Source organism: Dinoroseobacter shibae DFL 12 = DSM 16493, assembly GCF_000018145.1.
Classification (GTDB): Bacteria; Pseudomonadota; Alphaproteobacteria; order Rhodobacterales; family Rhodobacteraceae; genus Dinoroseobacter; species Dinoroseobacter shibae.
In genome coordinates, this window is sequence record NC_009952.1 from 781,326 (window position 1) to 805,790 (window position 24,465).

Annotated in this window: 23 protein-coding genes and 1 tRNA gene; 12 read left to right on the plus strand and 12 right to left on the minus strand. The window is 68.1% G+C overall.

What is annotated here, in order from left to right:
* The first annotated feature begins 68 nt into the window (after positions 1 to 68).
* Positions 69 to 854: a cobalamin B12-binding domain-containing protein gene (locus tag DSHI_RS03965; protein ID WP_012177453.1), complete on the plus strand. Its 786-nt coding sequence runs from the start codon at positions 69 to 71 to the stop codon at positions 852 to 854.
* Here the strand turns inward: DSHI_RS03965 and thrS are convergent.
* A complete protein-coding gene (thrS, locus tag DSHI_RS03970; RefSeq protein WP_012177454.1) occupies positions 839 to 2,803 on the minus strand; it encodes a threonine--tRNA ligase in 1,965 nt (654 codons plus the stop codon). The two genes, DSHI_RS03965 and thrS, sit on opposite strands and share 16 nt — an antisense overlap.
* 128 nt (positions 2,804 to 2,931) lie before the next feature.
* Positions 2,932 to 3,120, minus strand: a complete 189-nt coding sequence (locus tag DSHI_RS03975) for a DUF6324 family protein (protein ID WP_012177455.1) — start codon at positions 3,118 to 3,120, stop codon at positions 2,932 to 2,934.
* A gap of 120 nt (positions 3,121 to 3,240) precedes the next feature.
* Between DSHI_RS03975 and DSHI_RS03980 the strand changes: the two genes are divergently transcribed.
* Both DSHI_RS03980 and DSHI_RS03985 read left to right on the plus strand, forming a co-directional pair.
* On the plus strand, positions 3,241 to 4,197 hold the full coding sequence (locus DSHI_RS03980) for a GNAT family N-acetyltransferase (RefSeq protein WP_012177456.1): 957 nt from the start codon (positions 3,241 to 3,243) through the stop codon (positions 4,195 to 4,197).
* A gap of 75 nt (positions 4,198 to 4,272) precedes the next feature.
* Positions 4,273 to 4,349 (plus strand) — tRNA-His (locus DSHI_RS03985).
* Positions 4,350 to 4,367: 18 nt separating this feature from the next.
* Here DSHI_RS03985 and DSHI_RS03990 read toward each other — a convergent pair.
* Together DSHI_RS03990 and DSHI_RS03995 are read right to left on the minus strand one after the other, a co-directional pair.
* Entirely contained in the window at positions 4,368 to 5,312 is a 945-nt protein-coding gene (locus DSHI_RS03990; protein ID WP_012177457.1) for an alpha/beta fold hydrolase, read from the minus strand.
* A 4-nt stretch (positions 5,313 to 5,316) separates the two neighbouring features.
* Positions 5,317 to 5,604, minus strand: coding sequence for an SCP2 sterol-binding domain-containing protein (locus DSHI_RS03995; protein WP_012177458.1), 288 nt, complete (start codon positions 5,602 to 5,604; stop codon positions 5,317 to 5,319).
* A gap of 76 nt (positions 5,605 to 5,680) precedes the next feature.
* On the opposite strand from DSHI_RS03995, the gene DSHI_RS04000 reads away from it, so the two are divergent.
* The 5 genes from DSHI_RS04000 (at position 5,681) to DSHI_RS04020 (ending at position 10,841) form a co-directional block, all read left to right on the plus strand.
* Positions 5,681 to 6,244 (plus strand): tetratricopeptide repeat protein, encoded by a 564-nt coding sequence (locus DSHI_RS04000; protein ID WP_245533045.1) that lies wholly within the window; start codon positions 5,681 to 5,683, stop codon positions 6,242 to 6,244.
* Between the two features lie 46 nt (positions 6,245 to 6,290).
* Positions 6,291 to 9,254 carry a helicase-related protein gene (locus DSHI_RS04005; RefSeq protein WP_012177460.1) on the plus strand — a complete coding sequence of 988 codons (2,964 nt, stop codon included), beginning with the start codon at positions 6,291 to 6,293 and terminating at the stop codon, positions 9,252 to 9,254.
* On the plus strand, positions 9,251 to 9,634 hold the full coding sequence (locus DSHI_RS04010) for an RNA-binding S4 domain-containing protein (protein WP_044028342.1): 384 nt from the start codon (positions 9,251 to 9,253) through the stop codon (positions 9,632 to 9,634). The genes DSHI_RS04005 and DSHI_RS04010 overlap by 4 nt, the downstream gene beginning before the upstream one ends.
* Positions 9,635 to 9,682: 48 nt before the next feature.
* Positions 9,683 to 10,021 carry a ferredoxin FdxA gene (fdxA, locus tag DSHI_RS04015; protein WP_012177462.1) on the plus strand — a complete coding sequence of 113 codons (339 nt, stop codon included), beginning with the start codon at positions 9,683 to 9,685 and terminating at the stop codon, positions 10,019 to 10,021.
* 307 nt (positions 10,022 to 10,328) lie between these two features.
* Entirely contained in the window at positions 10,329 to 10,841 is a 513-nt protein-coding gene (locus DSHI_RS04020) for a CarD family transcriptional regulator (RefSeq protein ID WP_012177463.1), read from the plus strand.
* Between the two features lie 49 nt (positions 10,842 to 10,890).
* On the opposite strand, the gene DSHI_RS04025 is transcribed toward DSHI_RS04020, so the two are convergent.
* A complete protein-coding gene (locus DSHI_RS04025) occupies positions 10,891 to 11,667 on the minus strand; it encodes an adenosylcobinamide-GDP ribazoletransferase (RefSeq protein WP_012177464.1) in 777 nt (258 codons plus the stop codon).
* Between the two features lie 96 nt (positions 11,668 to 11,763).
* On the opposite strand from DSHI_RS04025, the gene cobT reads away from it, so the two are divergent.
* Entirely contained in the window at positions 11,764 to 12,801 is a 1,038-nt protein-coding gene (cobT, locus tag DSHI_RS04030; RefSeq protein ID WP_012177465.1) for a nicotinate-nucleotide--dimethylbenzimidazole phosphoribosyltransferase, read from the plus strand.
* A 3-nt stretch (positions 12,802 to 12,804) separates the two neighbouring features.
* Here cobT and DSHI_RS04035 read toward each other — a convergent pair whose 3' ends face one another.
* On the minus strand, positions 12,805 to 14,817 hold the full coding sequence (locus DSHI_RS04035) for a cation:proton antiporter domain-containing protein (protein ID WP_012177466.1): 2,013 nt from the start codon (positions 14,815 to 14,817) through the stop codon (positions 12,805 to 12,807).
* A gap of 142 nt (positions 14,818 to 14,959) precedes the next feature.
* A complete protein-coding gene (locus DSHI_RS21275; protein WP_012177467.1) occupies positions 14,960 to 17,341 on the minus strand; it encodes a hypothetical protein in 2,382 nt (793 codons plus the stop codon).
* Positions 17,342 to 17,463: 122 nt separating this feature from the next.
* Here DSHI_RS21275 and DSHI_RS04045 point away from each other — a divergent pair, with 122 nt between their 5' ends.
* The gene (locus DSHI_RS04045; protein ID WP_012177468.1) at positions 17,464 to 18,201 is read left to right on the plus strand and encodes an SIMPL domain-containing protein; all 738 of its coding nucleotides are present in this window, start codon (positions 17,464 to 17,466) and stop codon (positions 18,199 to 18,201) included.
* 58 nt (positions 18,202 to 18,259) lie between these two features.
* Here the strand turns inward: DSHI_RS04045 and DSHI_RS04050 are convergent, their stop codons facing one another.
* Positions 18,260 to 18,634 (minus strand): glycine zipper family protein, encoded by a 375-nt coding sequence (locus DSHI_RS04050; RefSeq protein WP_012177469.1) that lies wholly within the window; start codon positions 18,632 to 18,634, stop codon positions 18,260 to 18,262.
* 167 nt (positions 18,635 to 18,801) lie between these two features.
* Positions 18,802 to 20,097: an O-acetylhomoserine aminocarboxypropyltransferase/cysteine synthase family protein gene (locus DSHI_RS04055; RefSeq protein ID WP_012177470.1), complete on the minus strand. Its 1,296-nt coding sequence runs from the start codon at positions 20,095 to 20,097 to the stop codon at positions 18,802 to 18,804.
* Positions 20,098 to 20,242: 145 nt separating this feature from the next.
* Here DSHI_RS04055 and hisB point away from each other — a divergent pair, with 145 nt between their 5' ends.
* Positions 20,243 to 20,830 carry an imidazoleglycerol-phosphate dehydratase HisB gene (gene hisB, locus DSHI_RS04060; protein WP_012177471.1) on the plus strand — a complete coding sequence of 196 codons (588 nt, stop codon included), beginning with the start codon at positions 20,243 to 20,245 and terminating at the stop codon, positions 20,828 to 20,830.
* 1 nt (position 20,831) lies between these two features.
* On the plus strand, positions 20,832 to 21,470 hold the full coding sequence (gene hisH, locus DSHI_RS04065) for an imidazole glycerol phosphate synthase subunit HisH (RefSeq protein WP_012177472.1): 639 nt from the start codon (positions 20,832 to 20,834) through the stop codon (positions 21,468 to 21,470).
* A gap of 190 nt (positions 21,471 to 21,660) precedes the next feature.
* Here the strand turns inward: hisH and argF are convergent, their stop codons facing one another.
* From argF to DSHI_RS04080, 3 genes are read right to left on the minus strand one after another with little or no spacing between them, the layout of a single operon-like run.
* A complete protein-coding gene (gene argF, locus DSHI_RS04070) occupies positions 21,661 to 22,587 on the minus strand; it encodes an ornithine carbamoyltransferase (RefSeq protein WP_012177473.1) in 927 nt (308 codons plus the stop codon).
* A complete protein-coding gene (locus tag DSHI_RS04075) occupies positions 22,584 to 23,117 on the minus strand; it encodes a GNAT family N-acetyltransferase (protein WP_012177474.1) in 534 nt (177 codons plus the stop codon). The genes argF and DSHI_RS04075 overlap by 4 nt, the downstream gene beginning before the upstream one ends.
* The gene (locus DSHI_RS04080) at positions 23,107 to 24,288 is read right to left on the minus strand and encodes an aspartate aminotransferase family protein (RefSeq protein WP_012177475.1); all 1,182 of its coding nucleotides are present in this window, start codon (positions 24,286 to 24,288) and stop codon (positions 23,107 to 23,109) included. The genes DSHI_RS04075 and DSHI_RS04080 overlap by 11 nt, the downstream gene beginning before the upstream one ends.
* Positions 24,289 to 24,465: the final 177 nt, after the last annotated feature.

The following is a 24,465-nucleotide window of genomic DNA, read 5'->3' on the forward strand; positions in this document are numbered from 1 at the left end:
GTCAGATTTTCTTGACAGTTGGGAGGCCCAGACCATCTGTCTGAGGAACTGCATGAAAGGGCCGGGACATGCCTGCATCGGACGACGCCGAGCCCCGCAAAACCGAGACCGAGACAGAGACAGGCATCGGGGCGTCCCCTTCGGAAGACACGCTGATGACGGTGGTCAAGCTCGCGCTTGAGAACGTCGCCACCCGCGTGGCCCGACCGGAGGTGCCCGCCTCCGAAGATTTCATCGAAAGCCTGTGTACCCTGCTCGTGGCGCGCGACATCGAGGCCTCCGAGGCGATGGTGCGGAGCCGGATCGGGCAGCGCCAGGGCTATGCGGATCTCGCCGACGGGATTTTCGCCGCCTGTGCGCGTCGTCTCGGAACCCGGTGGGAGGAGGACAGGTTGTCCTTTGCGGACGTAGCGATCGCCGTGACGGAGTTGCACAGGCTGCACCAGCGGGTCGGGCGGCGGTACGTGCCGCTGATCCGGAAGGCGGACGAGTCCCACGCGGTCTTCGCCACGCTGCCGCGGCAGACCCACACGTTCGGGATCATCCTCGCCGCGGAGGCGTTCCGGCAGGCAGGCTGGCAGGTGGACCTGCAGCTCGAGATGCTGCCCAAGGAGATCGTCGACCGTATCCGGCGGTTGCGACCCGACGCGGTCGGGCTCACGGCCAGCAAGTTCGACCCGGTTCAGCCGCTAAGACTGCTGATCGGTCAGATCCAGAAACTGCCTTTCAATGTCCCGATCCTGCTGGGCGGGGCCGGGGCGGCGGACCTGCACGGGACGCTCCAGCCCGGAACGCCCGTGCAGGTCGTGCACGATATCGACTCGGCCCTGCGCGCGGTTCAGACGGCGGGTTGATCCGGGCGCTGGTCCGGCGGGGTCGCTTCGGCGGCAAGATCCGCCACCAGCGCATCGAGGCCCACGACCGAGGTCTGCTTTTCGCCCAGCCGCCGCAGGGTGACGGTGCGTTCCTCCATCTCGCGGCGGCCCACGGCGAGGATCACGGGCACCTTGCCGACGCTGTGCTCGCGCACCTTGTAGTTGATCTTCTCGTTGCGGATGTCGGCCTCGGCGCGGATGCCCGCCCGGGTGAGGGCCGCCACCACCTCGCGCACGTAATCATCGGCCTCGGAGATGATCGAGGCGACGACCACCTGGCGCGGGGCGAGCCAGAAGGGCAGCTTGCCTGCGAAGTTCTCGATCAGGATGCCGAGGAACCGCTCGAAGGAGCCCAGGATCGCGCGGTGCAGCATGACGGGGCGGTGTTTCGCGCCGTCCTCGCCGATATAGGTGGCATCGAGCCGTTCCGGCAGCACGAAATCGGCCTGGAAGGTGCCCAGCTGCCATTCGCGGCCGATGGCGTCGGTGAGCTTGAAGTCGAGCTTCGGCCCGTAGAACGCGCCTTCGCCCGGATCGAGTTCGAAATCGTCCGTCACCGTGCGGATCGCGGCCTCCAGCGCGGCCTCGGCCTTGTCCCAGACCGCGTCGGAGCCTGCGCGGACCTCGGGGCGGGTGGAGAACTTGATGTCGAAGCTCTCGAAACCCAGGTCGCGATAGATCGTGCTCAGCATCCGGATGAAGCGGGCGGTCTCGTCCTGGATCTGGTCCTCGGTGCAGAAGATATGGGCGTCGTCCTGGGTGAAGCCGCGCACCCGCATGAGCCCGTGCAGCGCGCCCGAGGGCTCATAGCGGTTGCAGGCGCCGAATTCGGCCATGCGCAGGGGCAGGTCGCGGTAGGATTTCAGGCCCTGGTTGTAGACCTGCACATGGCAGGGGCAGTTCATCGGTTTCAGGGCATTGATCGCCTTTTCGCGGGCATGTTCTTCGTCCACTTCGACGATGAACATGTTTTCCTGGTACTTGTCCCAGTGGCCGGAGGCCTCCCACAGCTTGCGGTCGACGACCTGCGGGGTGTTGACCTCCACATAGCCATTCTCGCGCTGACGGCGGCGCATGTAGTCCTGCAACGTGGTGTAGACGGTCCAGCCGTTAGGGTGCCAGAAGACCTGCCCGGGGGCCTCTTCCTGCATGTGAAACAGGTTCATCTCGCGGCCGAGCTTGCGGTGATCGCGCTTGGCGGCTTCCTCCAGCATGTGGAGGTGTTTTTTCAGGGCGTCGCGGTTCTGGAACGCCACGCCGTAGATCCGTTGCAGCATCGGACGGGAGCTGTCCCCGCGCCAATAGGCCCCCGCGACGGACATCAGCTTGAAGCTGTCCGCGGGCACTTGCCCGGTATGTTGCAGGTGCGGGCCGCGGCAGAGATCCTGCCAATCGCCATGCCAGTACATGCGCAGCGGCTCGTTGCCCGGGATCGCCTCGATCAACTCGACCTTGTAGGGCTCGCCATTCGCCTCGTAATGGGCGATGGCGCGGGGACGGTCCCAGACCTCTGTGCGGACGGGATCGCGGGCGTTGATGATCTCTTTCATCTTGGCCTCGATTGCGCCGAGATCCTCGGGGGTGAAGGGCTCCGCCCGGTCGAAATCGTAATAGAAGCCGTTCTCGATCACCGGGCCGATGGTGACTTTCACATCGGGCCAGATCTCCTGCACGGCGCGGGCCATGATATGGGCGCAGTCGTGGCGGATCAGCTCCAGCGCCTGGGCGTCGTCCTTGAGCGTGTGGATCGCGATGCTGGCATCGGCGTCGATGGGCCATTGCAGGTCGTGATGCGCGCCGTTCACGGTGGCGGAGATGGCCTTCTTGCCAAGGGAGGTGGAGATGCTGGCGGCGACCTCCGCCGGTGTGACCCCTGCGTCGAAATCGCGTGCATTGCCATCGGGAAAGGTGAGAGAGATCTGGGCCATATCGGCTGCCTCGTCGGTTTGGCGCCCACGGAACGCCCGGTTGCGGGAATATGTGTGCCGCTCACATGCCGCCCGGGGGCGGGCGCGTCAAGGGCGCAGTCGGGCGGCGGGGGGCCGCAGGCCCCGGCTCAGGGCTTGACCCGGCGCGCGCGCTCGGCGGCGGCCCTGAGTTCCTCGGCGATCTCCAGGGCCTCGTCGGGGTCGAAATCCAGGGGCAGGTCGACGCCTTCGGCCTCCACATAGATCCGCACCATCCCGAGCGAGGTCGGGCCGATCTGAAGATTGGCGGCAATGTCGCTTTGCTTGTCGATGCCCATGGGAAGCTCCTGAGGTTGCGCGGCCCGCAGGTACTCCGCCACGGGCGAGGGGGCAAGATGCAGATCGCTTGACACAAGCATGGAAATAGCTTGCAACATGCAAGTAAATGGGAGGCCAACATGCCGCATGATCCGTCCCCCGGCACCGCCGCAGCGGCCCTGCCGCCGGAAACGGTCGAGAACATGCGGGCGCTCAATCGCATCGTGACGCGGGCGTCGGGCGTGCTTAGGCGCACGGCTTCGGACGGCGACATGAGCCTGACCGAGATGCGGATCCTGCATGAGTTGGGGCTGGCGACCTGGACCGCGCGGCAGCTTGCCCGGCACCTCGCGCTCGACGAGGGCCATGTCAGCCGGGTGTTGAAACGGTTCGCCGCGCAGGGCTGGCTGCGCCGGACGGCGAGCCCGGACGATGGGCGCGTCGCCCTGCTGGAGTTGACCGAGACCGGGGCGGCCCGCCGTGCGGCCCATGAAGAGGTGGCGCGGCGCCAGGTCCGCGACAGCCTTGCGGGCCTGAGCGATGCCGAGCGCCCCGCGCTCGACCGGGCCATCGCGCGGGTACGGACGGCGCTGGGCGATCCTGGGCTCGCGGCCTCCGCGATCACGATCCGGGACATGGCGCCGGGGAATCTCGGCTGGCTGATCCAGCGTCACGCAGAGCTTTACCGGATCGAGGCGGGTTTCGATGCGAGTTTCGAGCGGCTCGTGGCGGAAGTCCTCGTGGAGTACCTCAAGACCCGCGACCCGGCGCGGGAGCGCGCGTTCATCCCGGTGCGCGACGGTCTGCCCTTGGGCTCGGTGTTCTGCGTCCAGGGGCCCGCGCCGAACATGGCACAGCTGCGCCTGTTCTGGCTGGAGCCGTCCCTGCGCGGCACCGGGCTGGGGCGGCGGATGCTGGCCGACTGGCTCGGCTTCGCCCGCGCGGTCGGGTACCGGCGCGCCGCGCTCTGGACCCATGAAAGCCATGCAGCGGCCGGGCGCCTCTACGCCGCCGCCGGGTTCGAGATCACCGGGACCAAGCCAACTCGAAACTTCGGGCGGGATGTGGTAGAACAGCACTGGGAGATGACGCTCTGAGGGTCGAAAAAGCACGGCGCGGGCCGGTTCCGCCTCTTGCATTCGGGAAATCTCGGGGCTAAACCCTCGCAGCGTGCCGCCGTAGCTCAGTTGGTTAGAGCGCCTGATTGTGGATCAGGAGGTCCCCCGTTCGAGCCGGGGCGGTGGTACCACCCCCCTCCTTTGCCAGTCTACGCGGTGCCGCGATGCGCGTCGAAGAACGCGATCATCCGCGCGATCAGCGGGTCGCGCTTGTCGGGTGATTCCATCAGCACCTCGTGTTCGCCGCCCTCGACCAAGACCAGCTCGCCGCCGGGCCAGCGCGCCATGCGCTCGTGGATCACGCCCACATCCACGATCCGCTCGTTCGTGCCCAGCAAGGTCAGGCAGGGCAGGGCGGGGGAGGGCTGCGTCGCGAGCCATTTGCATTCGCAATTGGCCTCGTGCACCCAGATCATCGTCGGCCCGGCCAGGGCAAAGCCCGGCTCGGCCCGCATCTGGTCGGCCATGTCCTGATACTCGGCCCGGTCGGTGGTCAGCAGGTTGTCGTGAAAGGGGGCGGTCAGGATATAGGGCTCCGGGCTGGTGCTGGGCGCGTATCCCTCGCCGAGCCCGAACCACGAAGACAGCGTGCCCAGAAGCCCCGCCACGGGCCGCGCCCAGAGCGGGAATTTCACCCCCCAGAGCGGCCCGGAGAACACCGCGCCGCGCACCGGCAGGTCCTGCATCACCGCACGCAGGCCGATGGCGCCGCCCATGGAATGCGCGATCAGGAAATAGGGCTCCGGCAACCCTGCATCCCGGGCGCAATCCAGCGCGGCCTGCACATCCATCTGGTAGTCCGGAAAATCGGCCACATGGCCCTTGAGCGGATCATCCAGCAGGCGGTCCGACAGACCCTGTCCGCGCCAGTCGATAACCAGCGCGCTGTAGCCCGCGGACGCCAGATCCCCGGCGACCCGCCCGTATTTCTCGACCCACTCGGTGCGACCGGGGAAGATCAGGACCGTGCCCTTGTCGCCCGTGGCATGGAGCGCCACCCGCAAGCGCACGCCGTCATCGGCGCGCACCCAGACGGCGCGCGCGTCCTGCGGGGCCCGTGCGAGGTCCGCGCGATAGGGGGCAGGGTCCGTCAAGCGATCAGCTCAGCGCGCTGCCGAGTTTCATCGCCATCCCCATGTCACCGTCCAGCTTCAGCTTGCCGGTCATGAAAGCCGCCGTGGGATTGACGTCGCCGGACATGATCCCCTGGAAAGTGTCCGAACTGGCGGTCAGGATGCATTCGGCGTCCTCGTCGCCGGCGCGCACGCCGTTTTCGTCCACCATCACGGCGCCTTCGTCTTCGATGACGAATTTCACCGTGCCATCGAACCCGTCAGGTAGACGTTGCTGCAGGGCCTCGACGGCCTTCTCGATCACTTCGCTCATGGATTTCCCTGTCGCTCCAAGTTGTGACTGCCGGGCTCTCGCTTTTTCCGGCGGCTGCGTTACCATAAGAGCCATGATGACCGGGATTGTTCAACGCCTCAACGCTGCCTTCGCGGCAGGTTTTCTCTGCGTCGCACTGGCGGGCGGTGCGGTGCAGGCCCAATCGGCCGATGTCGAGACGCTGATGGAGCGGCTCCAGGCGCCGGACCTGCAGAACTGGGAGGCGGTGGAGCGGCGCATCTACGACGCCTGGTCGCAATCCGGCTCTCCGGCGGCGGACCTGCTGCTGGACCGGGGGCGCGATGCGATGGAGGCCCAGAATTACGATGCGGCCATCGAGCATCTGACCGCGCTGACCGATCATGCGCCCGATTTCGCCGAGGGCTGGTATGCGCGGGCGACGGCCTATTTCCTCGCCGATCTCTACGGACCGGCGCTGAGCGATCTGGCCCGGGCCCTTACCCTCAACCCGCAGCATTTCGGCGCCCTGTCGGGCGTGGGCCGCATCCTGAGCGAGATGGGTGAGCCGGAAGCCGCGCTTGCCGCGTTTCAGGCGGCCAAAGCTATACATCCCAAGCGCCCCGATATAAGCGAGGCGATAGAAAGTCTGGAGCGGGAGCTGGGCGGCCAGAGCCTCTGACCAGACCGCGCCACATGACGACCGGGCCACTGGGGACCTCATCACCATGCGACACGACGCGCGGATCACCGCGGTCCTCGGTCCGACCAATACCGGCAAGACCCATTACGCCATAGATCGGATGCTGGGCTACCGGACGGGCGTGATCGGGTTGCCCCTGCGGCTGCTCGCGCGGGAGGTCTATGACAAGATCGTCGCCCTGCGCGGCCCGTCCGTGGTGGCCCTGGTGACCGGCGAGGAACGGATCGTGCCGGACCGGGTGCAATACTGGGTCTGCACGGTCGAGGCGATGCCGCAGGAGATTGGCGCCGATTTCCTCGCGGTGGACGAGATCCAGCTTTGTGCCGATCCCGAGCGGGGCCATGTGTTCACCGACCGCCTGCTCAGGGCACGCGGTCTGCAGGAGACGCTGTTTCTGGGGGCCGAGACCATGCGCGGGGCGATTTCCGCGCTGGTGCCCAAGGCGCAGTTCCTGCGCCGGGAGCGGTTTTCCGAGCTGACCTATACCGGGGCCAAGAAGATCAGCCGGATGAAGCCGCGCTCGGCCATCGTCGGGTTCTCGGTCGACAATGTCTATGCCATGGCGGAGCTGATCCGGCGGCAGAAGGGCGGTTGTGCCGTGGTGATGGGCGCGCTCAGCCCGCGCACCCGCAACGCCCAGGTGGACCTTTATCAGAACGGCGATGTGGATTACCTGGTGGCGACGGACGCCATCGGGATGGGGCTGAACCTGGACGTGGCCCATGTCGCCTTCTCCAGCCTGTCGAAATTCGACGGTCGCCGGATGCGGGCGCTGGCGCCCAACGAGCTGGCCCAGATCGCCGGGCGCGCGGGGCGCTACATGACGCCCGGCACCTTCGGGGTGACCGGCGAGGCGCCCGAAATCACGCCGGAGGTGGTCGCGGCCATCGAGGCCTCGCGGTTTACCCCGATTCGCAAGCTGCAATGGCGCAGCGCCCGGCTCGACTTCACCGGGCCCGGGCGGCTCATCGCCTCGCTGGAGGCCGCGCCAGAGGACGAGTGGCTCGCCCGATCCCGGGAATCGGACGATCTGGCCGCGCTCAAGACCCTGGCGGCAGAGGCCGAGGTCGCCGCGCGCCTGTCGGATGCGCGCGATCTGCGGCTTTTGTGGGATGTTTGCCGAATCCCCGACTTCCGCGGCATCTCGGCGGGCGAACACGCGGGCATGCTGACGCGGATTTTCGGCTTCCTGCATGACGAGGGCCGCGTGCCCGAGCCGTGGTTTGCGCGACAAGTCGCCCGTATCGACCGGACAGATGGCGACATTGACACATTGTCGAAACGCTTGGCGTATATTCGCACGTGGACCTATGTCGCCCAACGCAAGGGGTGGGTCGAACAGGATAGCCATTGGCGCGGCGAAACCCGCGCTGTAGAAGACCGCTTGTCAGATGCCCTGCACACGGCACTGACCCAGAGATTTGTCGACCGCCGCACATCTGTGCTCCTGCGGCGGTTGAAGCAGAAGGAGAGCCTGGTGGCTGACGTAAACGACAAGGGTGAAGTAACCGTTGAGGGCGAGCTGATCGGCCGTCTCGAGGGGTTCCGCTTCCGCCAGGACAAGACTGCGACGCCGGAGGAGGCCAAGACCGTGCGCGCCGCCGCTGTGGCCGCGCTCGCGCCGGAGTTTCATCTGCGCGCCGACCGCTTCTACAACGCGCCGGAGACCGAGATCGACTATACCGAGCAGGGTGGTCTGATGTGGGGCGAGCATGCGGTGGGCAAGCTCGTCAAGGGCGCCGACCCGCTCAAGCCCATGGTGCAGGCCTTCGTCGATGACGAGGCCGGGCCCGAGGTCGCCCAGAAGGTCGAGCGCCGCTTGCAGCATTTCATCGACCGCAAGATCGCCGCCCTGTTCGAGCCGCTCATGGCCATGAGCCGGGACGAGGCGCTGACCGGGCTAGTGCGCGGATTCGCCTTCCAGTTGGTCGAGGCGCTGGGCGTGCTGCCGCGCGGGACCGTGGCCAATGACGTCAAATCGCTGGACCAGGATGCCCGCGCGCTCCTGCGCAAGCACGGGGTGCGGTTCGGGCAGTTCACGATCTTCCTGCCCCTGTTGCTGAAGCCCGCGCCGACCCGGTTGCGGCTGGTCCTGTCGTCGCTGGCCAAGGAGCGCGACGTGTTCCCCGAAAGCCCGCCGCCGGGCCTCGTGACGATTCCGACGGTCGAGGGGGTCGCGCAGGAGATCTACACCGAATCCGGGTATCGGGCCGCCGGGGCGCGGGCGATCCGCATCGACATGCTGGAGCGTCTGGCCGACATGCTGCGCAGCGTCGATACCCGTGGCGGGTTCGAGGCAACGCCGGACATGCTCTCGATCACGGGTATGACGTTGGAACAGTTCGCCGACCTGATGCAGGGGCTGGGCTATGCCGCCGAGAAGGGCGAGCGGCCCAAGGTGAAGCCCGCGCCGGTCGCGGCTGCGCCGGCAGAGGTGGCGGAGACGCCGGAGGGTGAGCCGTCCGACGTGCCGTCAGAGACGCCCAACGAGACCCCCTCGGAAACCCCGCCGGAAGCGCCAAGGGAAATGCCCGTCGAAGTTCCGCAGGAGGCCCCGGCAGAAGCACCGCCCGAGGCCCCGACGGAAGACCCTGTCGAGGCCCCGACCGAGACCCCCGAGACGCCGCCCGCGGAAATACCCGACGCGACGGCGGAGCCTTCAGAGCCCGGCGCTGCCGAGGCCGTCAGCGACGTGGTTGCCGAGAAGGCCGAGCCGGAGGTGGAGGTGTTCTACACCTTCCGTTGGTCCCCCCGACCGCGCCGCGGCGAGGCCCGAGGGCGCCGCCAGGGTGCCGAGAGCGGCGGGCGGCCCAATGCCAAGACCGGCGGCAAGCCCGGTGGCAAGCCGAGGGGCAAGGGCAAGCCCGGCGGGCGCCCCGCGCGCGAGACCGGGCCCAAGACCTACCAGTCCCGGCCCGAGCGCAAGGACAAGATCGACCCGGACAACCCCTTTGCCGCAGCCCTCATGGGGCTCAAGGACAAGTCCTGACCGCGACCGGCGATCCGCAGCCCGCGCGCCAGCGGCTCGACAAGTGGCTGTGGTTCGCGCGGTTCTTCAAGACCCGCAGCCTCGCGGCGAAACAGGTCAGCGGGGGCCATGTGCGGGTCAACTCGGCGCGTGTGACGAAGCCCGCGGCCTCGGTCGGGGCGGGGGATGTGCTGACCTTCGCGCAGGGGCGGCAGATTCGCGTGATCCGCGTCGAAGCGGCGGGCATGCGGCGCGGCCCGGCCCCCGAGGCACAGGCGCTCTACACCGATCTGACCCCGGTGCCGGACCCCTGCGAGCCGCCCCCGGTGCGCAAGGGGCCGAGGCCGACCAAGAAACATCGTCGCGACTACGAGGAATCCCGGCGCCCCCCGCTTGAATGATGCGTCCGAGGGTTTTAATGCAGGAGCAGCACACGAAGGAACGCGCCCATGACCTATGTCGTCACCGACAATTGCATCGCTTGCAAATACACCGATTGCGTCGAGGTCTGCCCGGTGGATTGTTTCTACGAGGGGGAGAACATGCTTGTGATCCACCCGGACGAATGCATCGATTGCGGCGTGTGCGAACCCGAATGTCCCGCCGACGCGATCCGTCCCGACACCGAACCGGACATGGAGAAATGGGTCGAGTTCAATCGCAAGTATTCCGAGGCCTGGCCGGTCATCATCACCAAGAAGGACCAGCTGCCCGACGCCGAAGAACGTGACGGGGAACAAGGCAAGCTGGAGAAGTATTTCTCCGAAGCGCCCGGCGAGGGCGGCTGACCGATTCGCCCAGCGGGGCGCATGCGCTGCGCTAGCCCGCGGAATGGCGCGTTGATTTCGCTCAAATGCCCTGAAAAACCGGGTTTTGGGCACAGGTTGCGTTTGCACCTGCGGCAAGTGCCTTCTCAAACCGCCTTTTTTTTGGTATGGTGATGACATACATTGACGTGGAGAGCCCACCGAAAACGCTTCAGCCTGTGTGCCGATGCGTTTTTTTTACCGCGACAGACAGAGGCCTGACCGTGTGAAACCCCGGTTCCAGACCGTTTGCGGCATCGGTGGCGTCCACCAGCAGGAGTGGAAGTGCATGAGCAAGGCGAACAAATCCAACGAATTCCGTCCCAACGAATACGTGGTGTATCCGGCCCATGGGGTTGGACAGATCGTGTCGATCGAGGAGCAGGAAGTCGCCGGACTGACGCTTGAGCTGTTCGTGATCTCCTTCGAAAAAGACAAGATGACCCTGCGGGTGCCCACGAACAAGGCGACCGAGGTCGGGATGCGGAGCCTGTCGAGCCCCGACATCGTGTCGAAGGCCATGGACACGCTCAAGGGCAAGGCGCGGGTCAAGCGCGCCATGTGGTCCCGCCGCGCGCAGGAATATGAGCAGAAGATCAATTCCGGGGACCTGATCGCCATTGCCGAAGTGGTGCGCGACCTGCACCGCAATGACGACCAGCGCGAGCAGAGCTATTCCGAGCGCCAGCTCTACGAGGCGGCGCTGGAGCGGCTGACGCGCGAGATCGCGGCCGTCAGCGGCGATGACGAGGGCAACGCCCAGAAGCGGGTCGATGACGTGCTGGTGTCGCGCGCGGCCTGACCCTCCAACAGTTCACGATGTTCAAAGCACGGCTTCGGCCGTGCTTTTTTCATGTGCTCTGGGCAACAAACGTCGCGAGCGCCAAAAGTCCGAGGATCTCGGCAACCTGCTGCGTGGCGCCCAGGATATCCCCGGTCTGCCCACCGATCCGGGACCGGGCCAGCCGCCCAACCAGGATCGCGGCGATCCCGCCCGCAAACCCCAGAACCACCGCCGCCACCGGTCCCAGAACCGCGAGGCCGGTGCCAAGGCCGACCGCCGCGGCCAGCCCGGCGGCCCAGCCGGGCACGGTGCCCACCCTGTGCGAAAGCCCGTCATTTCGTGCGAGGGGCAGGGCCCGCATCACGCCCACCATGGCTGCGCGGGACATCGCCCCCACCGCGACCAGGGCGGCCAGCGTGGCAACCGGTCCGGCCTCGGCCAGCAGCGCCGCAAGGCAGCTCCAGCGCAGCAGCAGCCCCAGTCCCAGCGCCAACACTCCGTAGGCGCCGATCCGGCTGTCGCGCATGATCTCCAGCCGTCGCGCTGCGTCCCAGCCGCCCCAGAGCCCGTCGGCACTGTCGGCCAGCCCGTCCTCGTGTAACGCCCCGGTCACCATGACCAGCGCGGCGAGCATGACCGCGGCGGCAGGGCCCGCCGGCACGCCAATCGCCGCCAACGCCCAGCCCAGCCCGCCCGCCGCACCGCCCAAAGCCGCGCCCACCAGCGGATAGGCCCAGGCCGCCTGCGCCGCGCGGGTCCCGGCGGCGGCATGGTCCAGCGGCACCGGCACCCGGCTCAGCAGGCTCAGGGCGATCCCGAGATCGACAAGGCGGGGGCGGGACATCGCAGGCTCCGATTGCTGTGGCGGACTGTCGCGTGGCAGGGGCGGGCCGGTCGGTAAACAGTGCCCGCACGTCTCTTTCTTCAGGAATTTGCCCGGATGTCCAGCCTGCCGCCCCCCTCCGATGCTCCCTTCACGACCCTCAGCGCCTTCCGCGCGGCCCTTGCACATGCACCGGGGCCGAATGGCCCGGCCGAGGCCCGGGCGCGGGCCCGCAACGGCGTGCTGACCAAGCCGCCCGGGGCGCTCGGACGTCTTGAGGATCTGGCGATCTGGGTGGCGTCCTGGCAGGGGACCGAGACGCCGCGCCTCGATGCGCCCCAGGTGGTGATCTTCGCAGGCAATCACGGGGTGACGGCACGGGGGATCTCGGCCTTTCCCGCCGAGGTGACGGCCCAGATGGTCGCCAACTTCGAGGCCGGAGGGGCCGCGATCAACCAGCTCTCGCAGGCCTTCGGGGCGCAGATGACGGTGCAGGCGCTGGATCTGGACAGGCCGACGGCGGATTTCACCCAAGGCCCCGCCATGACCGAGGCCGAGGTGGTCGCGGCCCTCGCCACGGGCTGGCAGGCGGTCGATCCCACGGCGCATGTGCTGGTGGCAGGGGAGATGGGGATCGGAAACACCACCGTGGCGGCGGCCCTGTGTGCGGCCCTCTACGGCGGCGACGCGGAGGGGTGGGTCGGGCGTGGCACGGGCGTCGACGACGCGGGCCTCGCGCGCAAGGCCGACGCGGTGCGCGCGGCACTTGCGGTCAACGCGGGGGCGCTGGGCGATCCGCTGGAGGTGCTGCGCTGCCTCGGCGGACGGGAGCTCGCGGCCATGGCCGGGGCCATCGCGCGGGCGCGCGGCGAGGGGATCCCGGTGATCCTCGACGGGTTCATCTGCTGTGCGGCGGCAGCCTGCCTGGCCGAGGCGGTGCCGGGCGCGCTCGATCACGCGGTGGCGGGGCACCTGTCGGCCGAAGGCGGGCATGAGGCCCTGCTGGCGCGGCTGGACAAAACGCCGCTGTTGTCGCTTGGCCTGCGTCTCGGCGAAGGCTCCGGCGCGGCGCTGGCGCTGGGCATCCTTCAGGGCGCGGTCGCGTGCCATTCCGGCATGGCGACCTTCGCCGAGGCGGGGGTGTCCGACGGCTGAGGCTCAGGCGGTGGGCTTGCGGCTTTGCTTCATCGCGGTCTCGGATTCCAGCGTCGCGAACCGGTCGCTGTACCCGGTCACCGCCTTGCCCTCGTCTAGGGTGCTGACCAGCGCGGTCTCCAGGTCGCGGTTCAGCTCCTTGGCGCGTGTCACATAGGCCGTGTTCTCGGTGACCGGCACGCCCGGCTTCCAGAGCACCGCCAGATCGCGCATCGCCTTGCGGTCCATCCGGAAGAACGTGTGCTCTGCATCCGCGGCGTCGAACTCGCTCATCCCCATGTTTTCCAGCACGTAGCGCGCGGCCCGCAGGGAGCTGTCGAAGGTCTCGCGCACGATGTCATTGGCCCCAGCGGCATAGAGCTCGTAGACATGCACCCGGTCCCGGGCGCGGGCGACGATATGCAGGTCGGGCCGCATCCGCCGCGCGTATTGCACCAGGCGCAGCCCCGCCTCCCTGTCGTCGAGCGCCACCACCAGCACCCGCGCCTTGTCGAGCCCCGCCGCATGGAGCAGTTCGGGCCGGGTGGGATCGCCGAAGAACCCCTTGAACCCGAAGCGCCGCATCAGCTCGATCATCTCGAGGTCGTGGTCGAGCACCGTTGTCTTCATCCCGGTCATCTGCACCATGCGGTTGACCACCTGCCCGAACCGGCCGATCCCGGCGATGATGATCGGCTGTTGTTCGTCGATCTCGTCATGGGGCTGTTGCGGCCCGCTGGCTTCCTCCATTCGGGCGGAAACCTGGTCATAGACGATGAACAGCAAGGGCGTCAGCAGCATCGACAATGCCACCACCAGCAACAAGGTCTGGCTCAGCTCGGCGGGCAACACATGGGTACCCACCGCGAAGCTGATCAGCACGAAGCCGAACTCCCCCGCCTGGGCGAGACCGAGGGTGAAGAGCCAGCGATCCCGCCCCCTGATCTTGAACAGTATCGCGAGACCCAGAAGGATCACTCCCTTGATCAGCATCAGACCCAGGGTGAGCGAGATCAGCAGCACCGGATCGCCGAACAGGACGCCGAAATTGATCCCCGCCCCGACAGTGAGGAAAAACAGGCCCAGCAGCAGTCCCTTGAAGGGCGCGATATCCGCCTCCAGCTCGTGACGGTACTCCGAGTTGGCCAGCACCACGCCCGCCAGGAAGGTGCCGAGCGCCGGCGACAGGTCCACGATCAGCATCAGCGACGCGACCCCGGTCACGAAGAGCAATGCCACAGCCGTGTTCATCTCGCGCATCCGGGCCGCATGGATGAAGCGAAACACGGGCCGCGTCAGGTAATGCCCGCCGAGAATGATCGCCGCAATCGCCGCGATGGTGACGAGGGTCAGTCCCCAGCCAGGCAACTGGTCCAGCAGGTGCATCACCGCGGTTGCGGAATGATCGTCATGCCCATGCCCGTCGGTGCCGCCCGGGGCGAGCTGAACGCTGCCATCGGGGGCGGCGGTGATACCGGCAAGACCGCTCGCGGGGCTTTGGGCCTCCGGTGCATGGGGCAGGATCGACAGCGCCAGAAGCGGCATGAAGGCCAGCATCGGGATCACCGCGATATCCTGGGTCAGCAGCACCGAGAACGCACTGCGGCCCCCCGGGGTCTGCATCAGCCGCTTTTCGTTCAGGGTCTGCAACACGATCGCGGTCGACGACAGCGCCATGATCATCCCGATCGCGAGGCTCACGGGCCAGGCAAAGCCGAGCAAGATGCAGCCGCCGGTGATCGCCGCCATGGTCAGCCCGATCTGCAAGCCGCCGAGGCCCAGAAGCCGGTCGCGCATGTCCCACAGGGCGCGCGGCTCCAGCTCCAGCCCGATCAGGAACAGCATCATCACCACGCCGAACTCGGCGAAATGCTGCAACTCCTCCACATCGGTGCCCACGAGGCCCAGAACCGGACCGATGATGACTCCGGCCAGCAGGTAGCCCAGAACCGAACCCAGCCCGAACCGCACCGCGAGCGGCACGGCAATGACCGCCGCCAACAGGAATATGGTCGCTTCGATCAGAAATGCGGTCATCGGGGATCCTGGCTTGGGTCGTGGTGGATACTGGGGCGCGTGGGGCTACTCTACCGGGCGCGGCCTGCGGGTAAAGCGTTCCGGCATGCGGCATTATTGGGCGCCGGGACGGAAGATCGCGCGCCCATGGCCTGCCTGCGGGTCAGCCCCGGGGCATCTCCAGGGTGATGTTGCGCCCGCCCTTGGTGTATTGGACCGACGCTTCGCCGATCGCGGCGACACGGCCGCCATCCACCCGGTCGCCGACCTCCACCTTGACGTAGCGGCCCGAGGCGAGCCGGATCAGCGCGCGTCGGCTGTTCGGCGTGCCATAGACCCCGATCAGGTTGATCCGGTTCAGCGGTAAGGCGTTTTCCAGTGTCGCCTGACGCGCCACCGAAGCGGTGGTGGGGATGCTCGGTGCGGTGTCGCGGACTTCCGGTGCCGGTGCCGGTGGCGCGACCGCGGCGAGGGAGGCCGAGGGGGCGCTGCCCCGGGATCCCGAGGGCGCCTCGGCCCTTGCCTGGGTGCGCGCGGCGCGCAGGCTTGCCACCCTTGCCGCGAAATCCGACGGGCGCGCATCGGGAACCAGCGAGGAGGCCATGCCGCTCGCCTCGGCCTCCGCTGCGTCGGGTGTCTCGGCCAGGTCCTGGATCGAAGCGGGCCGGGCCGGGGGCGCGACCGAGGCCAGCTCCGCCCGGCTGCGCCCATCCAGCACCGCGCGCTCCCTGAGTTCGGTGGCGTTTTCGGGGCGCGGCGGCGGGCGCAGCCCTGACAGGGTCTCGCGCAAGATATCCGCATCGGTGGTGGCCGGGGTTATGCCCGGGCGCGGATCGGGCCGGACCTCCGGGTCGCTGAAGACCAGCACCCCGTCCGGTGTCAGGGCCCCATCGGGCGTCGGCGGAACGAGCCCGTCCGCGTCCAGCTCGAAGAACTGCCCCGGCGCGATGGGCGGTCGCGGCGTGACCGGGCGCAGATCCCGGTCGTCGCGATAGGCAGGCAGGGCAAGCGCGTCCTCGATCGCGATATCGCTGTCGAGGGCGGCCACGTAGAGATCCTCGATCCCCGGGGGCGTCAGGGGCAGAAGCGGATCCGGGCTGCGCTGCCAGATGCCCGTGGCGGCATAGCGGGTCTCGGTCTCGATCAGACCGGGGTTTTGCGGGTCGGCCGCATCCGAAGGTGGTGGCGCGTCATCCACCGGCAGTGCATCGATATCCGGCAAGCCCGGCGCGTCGGGCAGCGATGCCATATCCTGTGTCGGGGCATCTGCCACGTTGGCCTCGTCGCCCTCGGCCACCTCTTCCGGTGTCGGCAGGCTGGCAAACGGGCTGCTCGGCGTGGCCGGAGCGAGGGCTTCGGGCCCGGTGGTCATGGCGACCACCGGCGGGGTTGCGGCATCTGGCGCCGCCTCTGCGACCGCGTCGCCGCTGTCCTCATCGGCGACCGGCGGTCCCTCTTCGGCGGTTTGGCGCGGCGCCTGCTCGGGCGTGGGTGCTGCGACCGCCTCCGGTGTGGTCTCTTCTGCGGGCGGCGGCCTGGTCTCGGCTGCCTCGTCACCGCCGGTCAGTGCCGCGAACACGCCCACCAGGACCATAACCACCAGCAGCGCCACGGTCAGCAGCAGACCGACAGGGCGCGTTTTGGGCGCCGCGGGCGGGGGGGGTGCGGGCGGCGTTTCCAGCTTGGACCGCACCTCCGCCGACAGGTTGATCCGGGGCGCCATCGGGTCCTGCGGTGCCTCCGGGGACGGGGCACTCGGGACGGCCGCGCCATCGCGGGTGCGGGCACTGGCAAAACTCGGCTTCGGCGCGTCTTCGGCGGCCGGTTCGGTGCCCTCCACGGCCGCCTGCGCGGCCTTGTCGGGGGCCTTCGCCGCCCCGGTCTTGCCCGCCGCAGGGTCCGCGGCCTCTGCCTGTGCCGCAGGCGGTTTCGGCTTCGGTACCGGCGCAGGTTCCGATGCCGGGCCCGGGGCGTCGGCGCCCTGCGCCTCTCCCAGCAGCACCACGGGTGCCATGTCCCGCTCCAGCATCTCGCCCGGACCCAGAAGGTGCTCGGCCGCCTTCGTGGTGCCGAACATCACCTCGCCTGAAAACGCCCCCTTGGGCGGTACGGCAGCAAAACAGACTGGCGCCAGGCGATGCTCCACCGCGAAAGCCTCCGCCTCGGCCAGGGTCTCGCGCGCCACGACCGCGACCTGCGCTTCGCTGCCGCTGACCACGTAGTCATAGCACAGCTCGTCCAGTGCATAGGGCGTCCGCCCATCCAGACTGTCGCGGATCGCCCCGTCATAATCGGGGCTGGTGACACCCTCGACCGAGACCGTATGATAGAGAACTTCGCTGTTCGGCAGGACCAGTTTCGTGCGCAACGGGGCCAGGTTGCGCGCCTTGGCGATCTCCACCGCCTGCACCCGCAACTCGGCCAGCGCCCCCGCCACGTCCGGCGCATCGAGCGAGACCTCGCCGATGCGTAGCCAGCCCTCGCTGGTACGGTGGCTCAGGGTCAGCCCGTCATGGGACAAAAGGAGCGCGAAACCTGGTTTCATCGGTGGATATGCGGGCCTTGCAATGGCCCCCTCCCATCGGCACGTTGTACCCTGTTTCCCTCCGCAGGAAAAGGCCGCAACCCGGCCTGTGTTCCGCGGAATCCCCGATCCCAGGAGGCCTCATGACCCAGCCCGCCCGCAACTGCCGTGCCCCGCTCTCTCGTCTTGTGCTGATGCTTGTTCTGCTGGCCGGTCTCGGTCTGTCCCCGACCGCCCGCGCCGAGGAGGCCGGGCCGGGCCTGCTCAGCGTGACCGGAGAGGCCAGCGTGCCCGCAATCCCCGACATGGCCACCCTGCGCCTTGCGGTGGTGACCGAGGCCCGCACCGGCGCGCAGGCGCTTGCCGAGAATACCGAACGCATGCAGGCGGTTCTGGCAGAACTGCGCGGCTTCGACATCGCGGAGCGGGATCTGCAGACCTCGGACCTGACGCTGAATCCGGTCTATGAGCAGGGGACGGAGCTACGCAATCTGCCGCGCCGGATCGTCGCCTTCCGGGCCCAGAACGCGCTGACCGTACGGGTGCGCGACCTCGAACGGCTGGGCGAGATCCTCGATGCCAGCGTGCGCGACGGCGCCAACAGTTTCGGCGGGCTGAGCTTCGGCGTGCAGGCACCCGGCCCGCTGGAGGTCGAAGCCCGCGAACGGGCGATGCAGGACGCGCTCGCCCGCGCGCGCACTCTGGCCGAGGCCGCCGGCGTGGCCCTCGGTCCGATCCGGTCGATCACCGAACAGGGCGGCATGCGCGGCCCGATGATGATGCGCTCCGAGATGGCCATGGCCGACAGCGCCGTGCCCGTCGCCGCCGGCGAGGTCAGTGTCCGCGCTGCGGTGTCCCTGGTGATCGAACTCGTCCAATAGGCCGCGCCGGGAGTGTCCGGTCGGGCAGGGGCGCCGCCCATCGGGGGCGGCGCGCCGGTCAGCCCACGACGTTGTAGCCGCGCCCGCGCATGCAGTTCTTGATGATCGTCTCGCGATCGGCGTTCTTGCGCAGCGCGTCCGAGGCGAGCCCGACAACCGCCCCGGCCGCAGCGGCCTCGGCGAGGTTGTCACTGTTGTCGTTGATGATCACGCTGCCGACGGCCGCCGCGCCTGCGGTGGTTGCGGCGGTGGTCGCGGTGTTGCCGTCGAACTGGTCCTGGGAGGCAGCGAGGCCCTGGCACTGCTGGAGGTCCACGTTGAAACTCGGCCCCACGGGACCGTCGATCACGGGCACGTAGTTGGAGCCGGAGTTGCCGCAAGCCATCAGCAGGGCCGCCGTGGCGGCCATGGCCGCGATAGATGTCGTCTTCATCGTGTCTCCTCCCCCGGCGGACGGCGTGCCGCGCCGGGCTTTCGCGCATATGGTTGGTTGCAGGATCACTGTTGCGCCGGATCCTGAAGCCGTCAAGCAGCACGCGGGCGCCCCGCGCAGGGCCGACATGAAAAGGCCCCGCGTCTGCAGGGCCTTCGGGTCTGGGTTTATGCGGTTGCCTTGGACAGGGCCTGATCGAGATCGGCGATCAGGTCATCCGCATCCTCGATCCCGATGGACAGGCGCACGACGTTGGGCGCGGCGCCGGCGGCCTCCTGCTGCTCCGGTGTGAGCTGCCGGTGGGTGGTCGAGGCCGAGTGGATGATCAGCGACCGCGTGTCCCCGAGGTTGGCCACGTGGCTGAAGATCTCGAGACTGTCGACCAGCTTGATGCAGGCCTCGTAGCCGCCCTTGACCGCGAAGGTGAAGAGCGCCCCCGCGCCCCGCGGGCAGACGGTCTTGACCCGCTCGAAATAGGGCGAGGATGGGAGCCCGGCATAGGTGACGAACTCCACCCGGTCGTCGGCCTCCAGCCATTTCGCGATCTTCTCGGCATTCTCTACATGGCGCGCCATGCGCAGGGACAGCGTCTCGATCCCCATCAGGGTGTAATGCGCGCCTTGCGGGTTCATGGTCATGCCCAGGTCCCGCAACCCCACGGCGATCCCGTGGAAGGTGAAGGCGAGCGGCCCGAAGGTTTCGGCGAACCTGAGCCCGTGATAGGCGGGCTCGGGCTCGGACAGGGACGGGAACTTGCCCGACGCGGCCCAGTCGAACTTGCCCGAATCCACCACGCAGCCGCCGGTGACCGTGCCGTTGCCGGTCAGGTATTTGGTGGTGGAATGCACCACCAGGGTGGCACCATGCTCGATCGGGCGGCACAGATAGGGGGTGGCCGTGGTGTTGTCGATGATCAACGGGATGCCGGCGGCATCGGCGATGTCGGCAATCGCGCGCACATCCATGATATAGCCGCCCGGGTTGGCGATCGCCTCGCCGAACACCGCGCGGGTGTCGTCGTCAATCGCCGCCCTGACCGCATCGAGATCGTCGAAATCCACGAATTTCGCGGACCAGCCGAAGCGCTTGATCGTCTGGCCGAACTGCGTGACCGTCCCGCCATAGAGCCGGGTCGAGACCACGATGTTGCACCCCGGCTGCATCAGCGGAAAGAGCGCCATGATCTGTGCCGCGTGGCCCGAAGAGCAGCAGACCGCGCCGACACCGCCCTCCAGCGTCGCGATGCGTTCCTGCAGCACCGCAACCGTGGGGTTGGTCAGCCGCGAATAGATGTAGCCGACTTCCTGCAGGTTGAAGAGGGCCGCCGCATGGTCCGCGTCGCGGAACACGTAGCCCGTGGTCTGGTAGATCGGCGTCTGGCGCGCGCCGGTGGCCGGATCGGGCCGGGCGCCCGCATGGATCTGCAGCGTGTCGAAGCCGTAGCTGGGGGTATCGTCGGACATGGGTCTCTCCCTCGAAGTCGATTTTGCGCGGACCATGCAGGGTTTCGCGCGGCAGGGCAATGGTCGGCGGCGGTGGCGGCATCGCCCGGGCTTGGCAAGGCCCGGAGCGCGTGCCAAAAGGCGGCGACAGCCCGAGGATCTGCCCATGCGCCGCGCCACCATCACCCGCAAGACCGCCGAAACCGACATCTCGGTCGAAATCGATCTCGATGGGACCGGGGTCTATGACAACCGCACCGGGGTCGGGTTTTTCGACCACATGCTGGACCAGCTCAGCCGCCACGCGCTGATCGACATGACCGTGCGCTGCGACGGGGATCTGCATATCGACGACCACCACACGGTGGAGGATGTGGGTATCGCCCTGGGTCAGGCCCTGGCCGAGGCGGTCGGCGACAAGCGCGGGATCGTGCGCTACGGGTCCTGCCTGCTGCCGATGGACGACGCGCTGGTGCGCGCCGCGCTCGACATCTCTGGACGGCCTTATCTGGTGTGGGATGTGGCCCTCCCCACCGCCAAGATCGGCACCTTCGATACCGAGCTGGTGCGCGAGTTCTTCCAGGCGCTCGCGACCCATGGCGGGCTGACCCTGCACGTCACCAGGCTGGCCGGGATCAACAGCCACCACATCGCCGAAGCCGCGTTCAAATCCGTGGCCCGCGCCCTGCGCGCAGCACTTGAGACCGACCCGCGCAAGGCCAATGCCATCCCCTCCACCAAGGGGTCGCTCTGACGTGCTGACGGTACTGGTCGATTACGACAGCGGCAATCTGCACTCGGCGGAGAAAGCCTTCGAGCGGATGGCGCGGGAGGTGGATGGCGGCGAGATCTGCGTGACCTCCGACCCCGACCTTGTGGCGCGCGCCGACCGGATCGTGCTGCCCGGCGACGGGGCGTTCCCGGCCTGTCGCGCGGGGTTGGAGGGGTTCGCGGGGCTCTTCGAGGCGATCGAGGAGGCGGTGACCGCCCGTGCCCGCCCATTCCTCGGGATCTGCGTGGGCATGCAACTGATGGCCACCACGGGGCGCGAATACGAAGACACGCCCGGCTTTGGCTGGATCGATGGCGAGGTGGTGAAGATCACGCCGTCCGACCCGGCCCTCAAGGTGCCCCATATGGGCTGGAATGACCTGGTGATCGACCGCCCGCACCCGGTGCTGGAGGGGGTGGCCACGGGCGATCACGCCTATTTCGTCCACTCCTACCACATGCAGGTGACCGACCCCGCGACCCTTCTGGCCCATTGCGACTACGGCGGCCCGGTCACGGCCGTCGTCGGGCGCGACACCATGGTCGGCGCTCAATTCCACCCGGAGAAAAGCCAGGCTGCGGGCCTGCGCATGATCGCCAATTTCCTGACCTGGCGGCCCTGAGCGAACACCGCAAGGGGGCGCTGCCCCCGTCGCTGACGCGACCCCCCCGGAGTATTTTGTCAAAGATGAAAAAGGCAGGGCGCCGTTAAGGTTAATGCGCCCAACAGTGCCTGTTTCATCTTTGCCCAAATATTCACGACACCACGCTGCAACTGAAGATCGGCTCGGTTGAACGTGATCCGGTTTCCGTTCACACCCCGAGGCACCAGCGCATGACCGCCTTCTGGGCGTGGAGCCGGTTCTCCGCCTCGTCGAAGATGACCGAGTGCGGGCCGTCCATCACCTCGGACGTCACCTCCTCGCCCCGGTGCGCCGGCAGGCAGTGCATGAACAGAGCATCGGGCTTGGCCTTCTCCATCAGCGCCCGGTCCACCTGGTAGGGGCGCAGCTGGTTGTGCCGCCGCTCCTTGGTGGTCTGGCTGTCATGCATCGACACCCAGGTATCCGCCACCACCAGGTCCGCGCCCTGCACGGCCACCGCCGGGTCGCGCTCGATCTCCACGGTCACGCCCTTGGCTCGCGCGCCCGCCACGAACTCCGCTTCCGGATCCAGGGTTGGCGGCCCGGTGAAGGTCATGTCGAACCCGAACTGCCCCGCCGCATGCAAAAACGAGGCGCAGACATTGTTCCCGTCCCCGCACCACACCACCTTTTTGCCCGCGATCGGGCCGCGGTGCTCTTCATAGGTCATCACGTCGGCCATGATCTGGCACGGATGGGTGCGGTTGGTCAGCCCGTTGATCACCGGGACGCTGGCATGCTCGGCCATCTCCAGCAGGGTGGTCTCCTCGAAGGTCCGGATCATGATCAGGTCCACATACCGGCTGAGCACCCGGGCCGTGTCCGCGATGGTCTCGCCGTGGCCCAGTTGCATGTCCGCCCCCGACAGCACCATGGTCTGCCCACCCATCTGGCGCACGCCCAGATCGAAGGATACCCGCGTGCGGGTCGATGGCTTCTCGAAGATCAGCGCCACCATATGCCCGGCCAAGGGTTGGTCGTCATCCGATGCGCCCTTGGGCCGCCCGGCGCGCGCGGTCTTCATCGCCCGGCCCCGGTCGAGCATCGCCCGCAGGTCGGCCGGATCCGTGGTGTGAATGTCCAGAAAATGCGTCATATCAAGTCTTTCTCGTCCGCGGTCCGGCCGGGGTCCAACCCCTCGGGCCACATGTCCATTACAAGAACGGGCGCCCCGTCCTCGCACGCCTTCATGCCAAGGGGGCGAAACCCGGCCCTGGCAAAGGTTGCCACCGCCCGGTGGTTCTCCGGATCCGGATCCACCGCGAGCGCCGGTGTGCCCTGCGCGAAAAGCGCTGCCGCCCGTGCCTTCAGAAAGCCCGCGCCGTGGCCCGCACCCAGATAGGCGGGATCGCCCAGGAACATGTCCAGCGCCCGCGCCTCATCGGGAAGATGCCCGTAATGGGGCGCGCCATAGGTCCGGACGGGATAGTCCTGCACAAACCCGAAGGGCCGGTCGGCCCAGACGATCCGCATGTCGCAGGAACCGGCCCCGAGATCCCCGTCGATCAGGGCGATCTCCGCCTCCGGCAGGCCCCACCAGCCCGCCATGTGCGGCTGGGCCAGCCAGCGCCGCAGCATCGGGTAATCGTCACGGCTCACGGGCACGAAGCGATATTCATGCGGCATCGGCCTGCACCAAAGCCGCCGCCTTGCGCAGCCGCGCCAGCGCCTCGCGGATCTCCGCGTCCGTGATCGTCAGCGGCGGCAGCAACCGCACCACGTTCTCCGCCGCGGGCACCACCAGCACCTCCGCGCCGTAGCCCGCCTGAACCACGTCCGTATTCGGCGCCCGGCACACCAGCCCGAGCATCAGCCCCGCGCCGCGCACCTCCGCGAACACGCCCGGAAACTCCGCCACGAGCCCCTCCAGCGCCTGCCGCATCAGCCCCGCCTTGCGCCGCACCTCTTCCAGAAAGCCGTCGGCGCACACCGTCTCCAGCACCGCGCAGCCCACCGCACAGCCCAGTGGGTTGCCGCCATAGGTCGACCCGTGGGTCCCCGCCGTCATGCCCGAGGCCGCATCGGCCGTCGCCAGAACCGCGCCCAGCGGGAAGCCCCCGCCGATCCCCTTGGCCACCATCATGATATCCGGGCTCACCCCGGCCCATTCATGGGCAAAAAGCCGCCCCGTCCGGCCCACGCCGCATTGCACCTCGTCGAGGATCATCAGGATGCCATGCTGGTCGCACAGGTCGCGCAGCCCCTTGAGGCACGCATCGGGCAGGGCCCGGATGCCGCCCTCGCCCTGCACCGGCTCCACCATGATCGCCGCGGTGCGGTCGTTCACCGCGCTCTGCAGCGCCTCGTGATTGCCGAAGGGCAGGTGCCGGAACCCGGGCAATAGCGGGCCGAACCCCTTGGTCATCTTCTCGGACCCCGCCGCGGCGATCCCCGCCGAGGACCGGCCGTGGAACGACCCCTCGAAGGTCAGGATCTCGACCCGCTCGGGCTGGCCCGCGTCATGGAAATGCTTGCGCACCATCTTCACGGCCAATTCGCAGCTCTCGGTCCCGGAATTGGTGAAGAACACCGTGTCGGCGAAGGTTTCCGCGACCAGCATCTCCGCGAGCTTCTGCTGCGCCGGGATCTGGTAGAGGTTCGAGACATGCCAGAGCGCCTGCGCCTGATCCGTGAGCGCCGCCACCAGCCGCGGGTGCGCATGGCCGAGCGCGTTCACCGCGATCCCGGCGCCGAGGTCGAGAAAGCGGCGCCCATCGGCCTCGATCAGCCAGGCGCCTTCGCCCTTCACGAAACTCAGGGGCGCGCGGTTATAGGTCGGCAGGATCGCAGGGATCATCTTGAAAATCCTCTCGGAACGGAGAAGCCCCATAGGTGCCAAGGGCGTGGGCCCGTGTCAATTTGGAAGCCATGTCAATCTGGAATGAGGGGGCCGGAAAAGGGGAGCCGGGCGCGAGATGGGCGGTTGGCCCGGGGCACCGGGGCGCGCGGATCACGCGCGGGGCAAGTCTCGTCG

Bases quoted from the DNA above. Each gene is read 5' to 3' on its own strand.
- fdxA (WP_012177462.1), top strand. From the start codon at position 9,683: ATGACCTATGTCGTCACCGACAATTGCATCGCTTGCAAATACACCGAT.
- DSHI_RS04000 (WP_245533045.1), top strand. From the start codon at position 5,681: ATGACCGGGATTGTTCAACGCCTCAACGCTGCCTTCGCGGCAGGTTTT.
- DSHI_RS04045 (WP_012177468.1), top strand. From the start codon at position 17,464: ATGACCCAGCCCGCCCGCAACTGCCGTGCCCCGCTCTCTCGTCTTGTG.
- DSHI_RS03965 (WP_012177453.1), top strand. From the start codon at position 69: ATGCCTGCATCGGACGACGCCGAGCCCCGCAAAACCGAGACCGAGACA.
- DSHI_RS04020 (WP_012177463.1), top strand. From the start codon at position 10,329: ATGAGCAAGGCGAACAAATCCAACGAATTCCGTCCCAACGAATACGTG.
- DSHI_RS04075 (WP_012177474.1), bottom strand. From the start codon at position 23,117: ATGCCGCATGAATATCGCTTCGTGCCCGTGAGCCGTGACGATTACCCG.
- cobT (WP_012177465.1), top strand. From the start codon at position 11,764: ATGTCCAGCCTGCCGCCCCCCTCCGATGCTCCCTTCACGACCCTCAGC.
- DSHI_RS04080 (WP_012177475.1), bottom strand. From the start codon at position 24,288: ATGATCCCTGCGATCCTGCCGACCTATAACCGCGCGCCCCTGAGTTTC.
- DSHI_RS03975 (WP_012177455.1), bottom strand. From the start codon at position 3,120: ATGGGCATCGACAAGCAAAGCGACATTGCCGCCAATCTTCAGATCGGC.
- DSHI_RS03980 (WP_012177456.1), top strand. From the start codon at position 3,241: ATGCCGCATGATCCGTCCCCCGGCACCGCCGCAGCGGCCCTGCCGCCG.
- DSHI_RS03995 (WP_012177458.1), bottom strand. From the start codon at position 5,604: ATGAGCGAAGTGATCGAGAAGGCCGTCGAGGCCCTGCAGCAACGTCTA.
- DSHI_RS04050 (WP_012177469.1), bottom strand. From the start codon at position 18,634: ATGAAGACGACATCTATCGCGGCCATGGCCGCCACGGCGGCCCTGCTG.
- thrS (WP_012177454.1), bottom strand. From the start codon at position 2,803: ATGGCCCAGATCTCTCTCACCTTTCCCGATGGCAATGCACGCGATTTC.
- DSHI_RS21275 (WP_012177467.1), bottom strand. From the start codon at position 17,341: ATGAAACCAGGTTTCGCGCTCCTTTTGTCCCATGACGGGCTGACCCTG.
- DSHI_RS04005 (WP_012177460.1), top strand. From the start codon at position 6,291: ATGCGACACGACGCGCGGATCACCGCGGTCCTCGGTCCGACCAATACC.
- DSHI_RS04055 (WP_012177470.1), bottom strand. From the start codon at position 20,097: ATGTCCGACGATACCCCCAGCTACGGCTTCGACACGCTGCAGATCCAT.
- DSHI_RS04025 (WP_012177464.1), bottom strand. From the start codon at position 11,667: ATGTCCCGCCCCCGCCTTGTCGATCTCGGGATCGCCCTGAGCCTGCTG.
- hisB (WP_012177471.1), top strand. From the start codon at position 20,243: ATGCGCCGCGCCACCATCACCCGCAAGACCGCCGAAACCGACATCTCG.
- DSHI_RS04035 (WP_012177466.1), bottom strand. From the start codon at position 14,817: ATGACCGCATTTCTGATCGAAGCGACCATATTCCTGTTGGCGGCGGTC.
- argF (WP_012177473.1), bottom strand. From the start codon at position 22,587: ATGACGCATTTTCTGGACATTCACACCACGGATCCGGCCGACCTGCGG.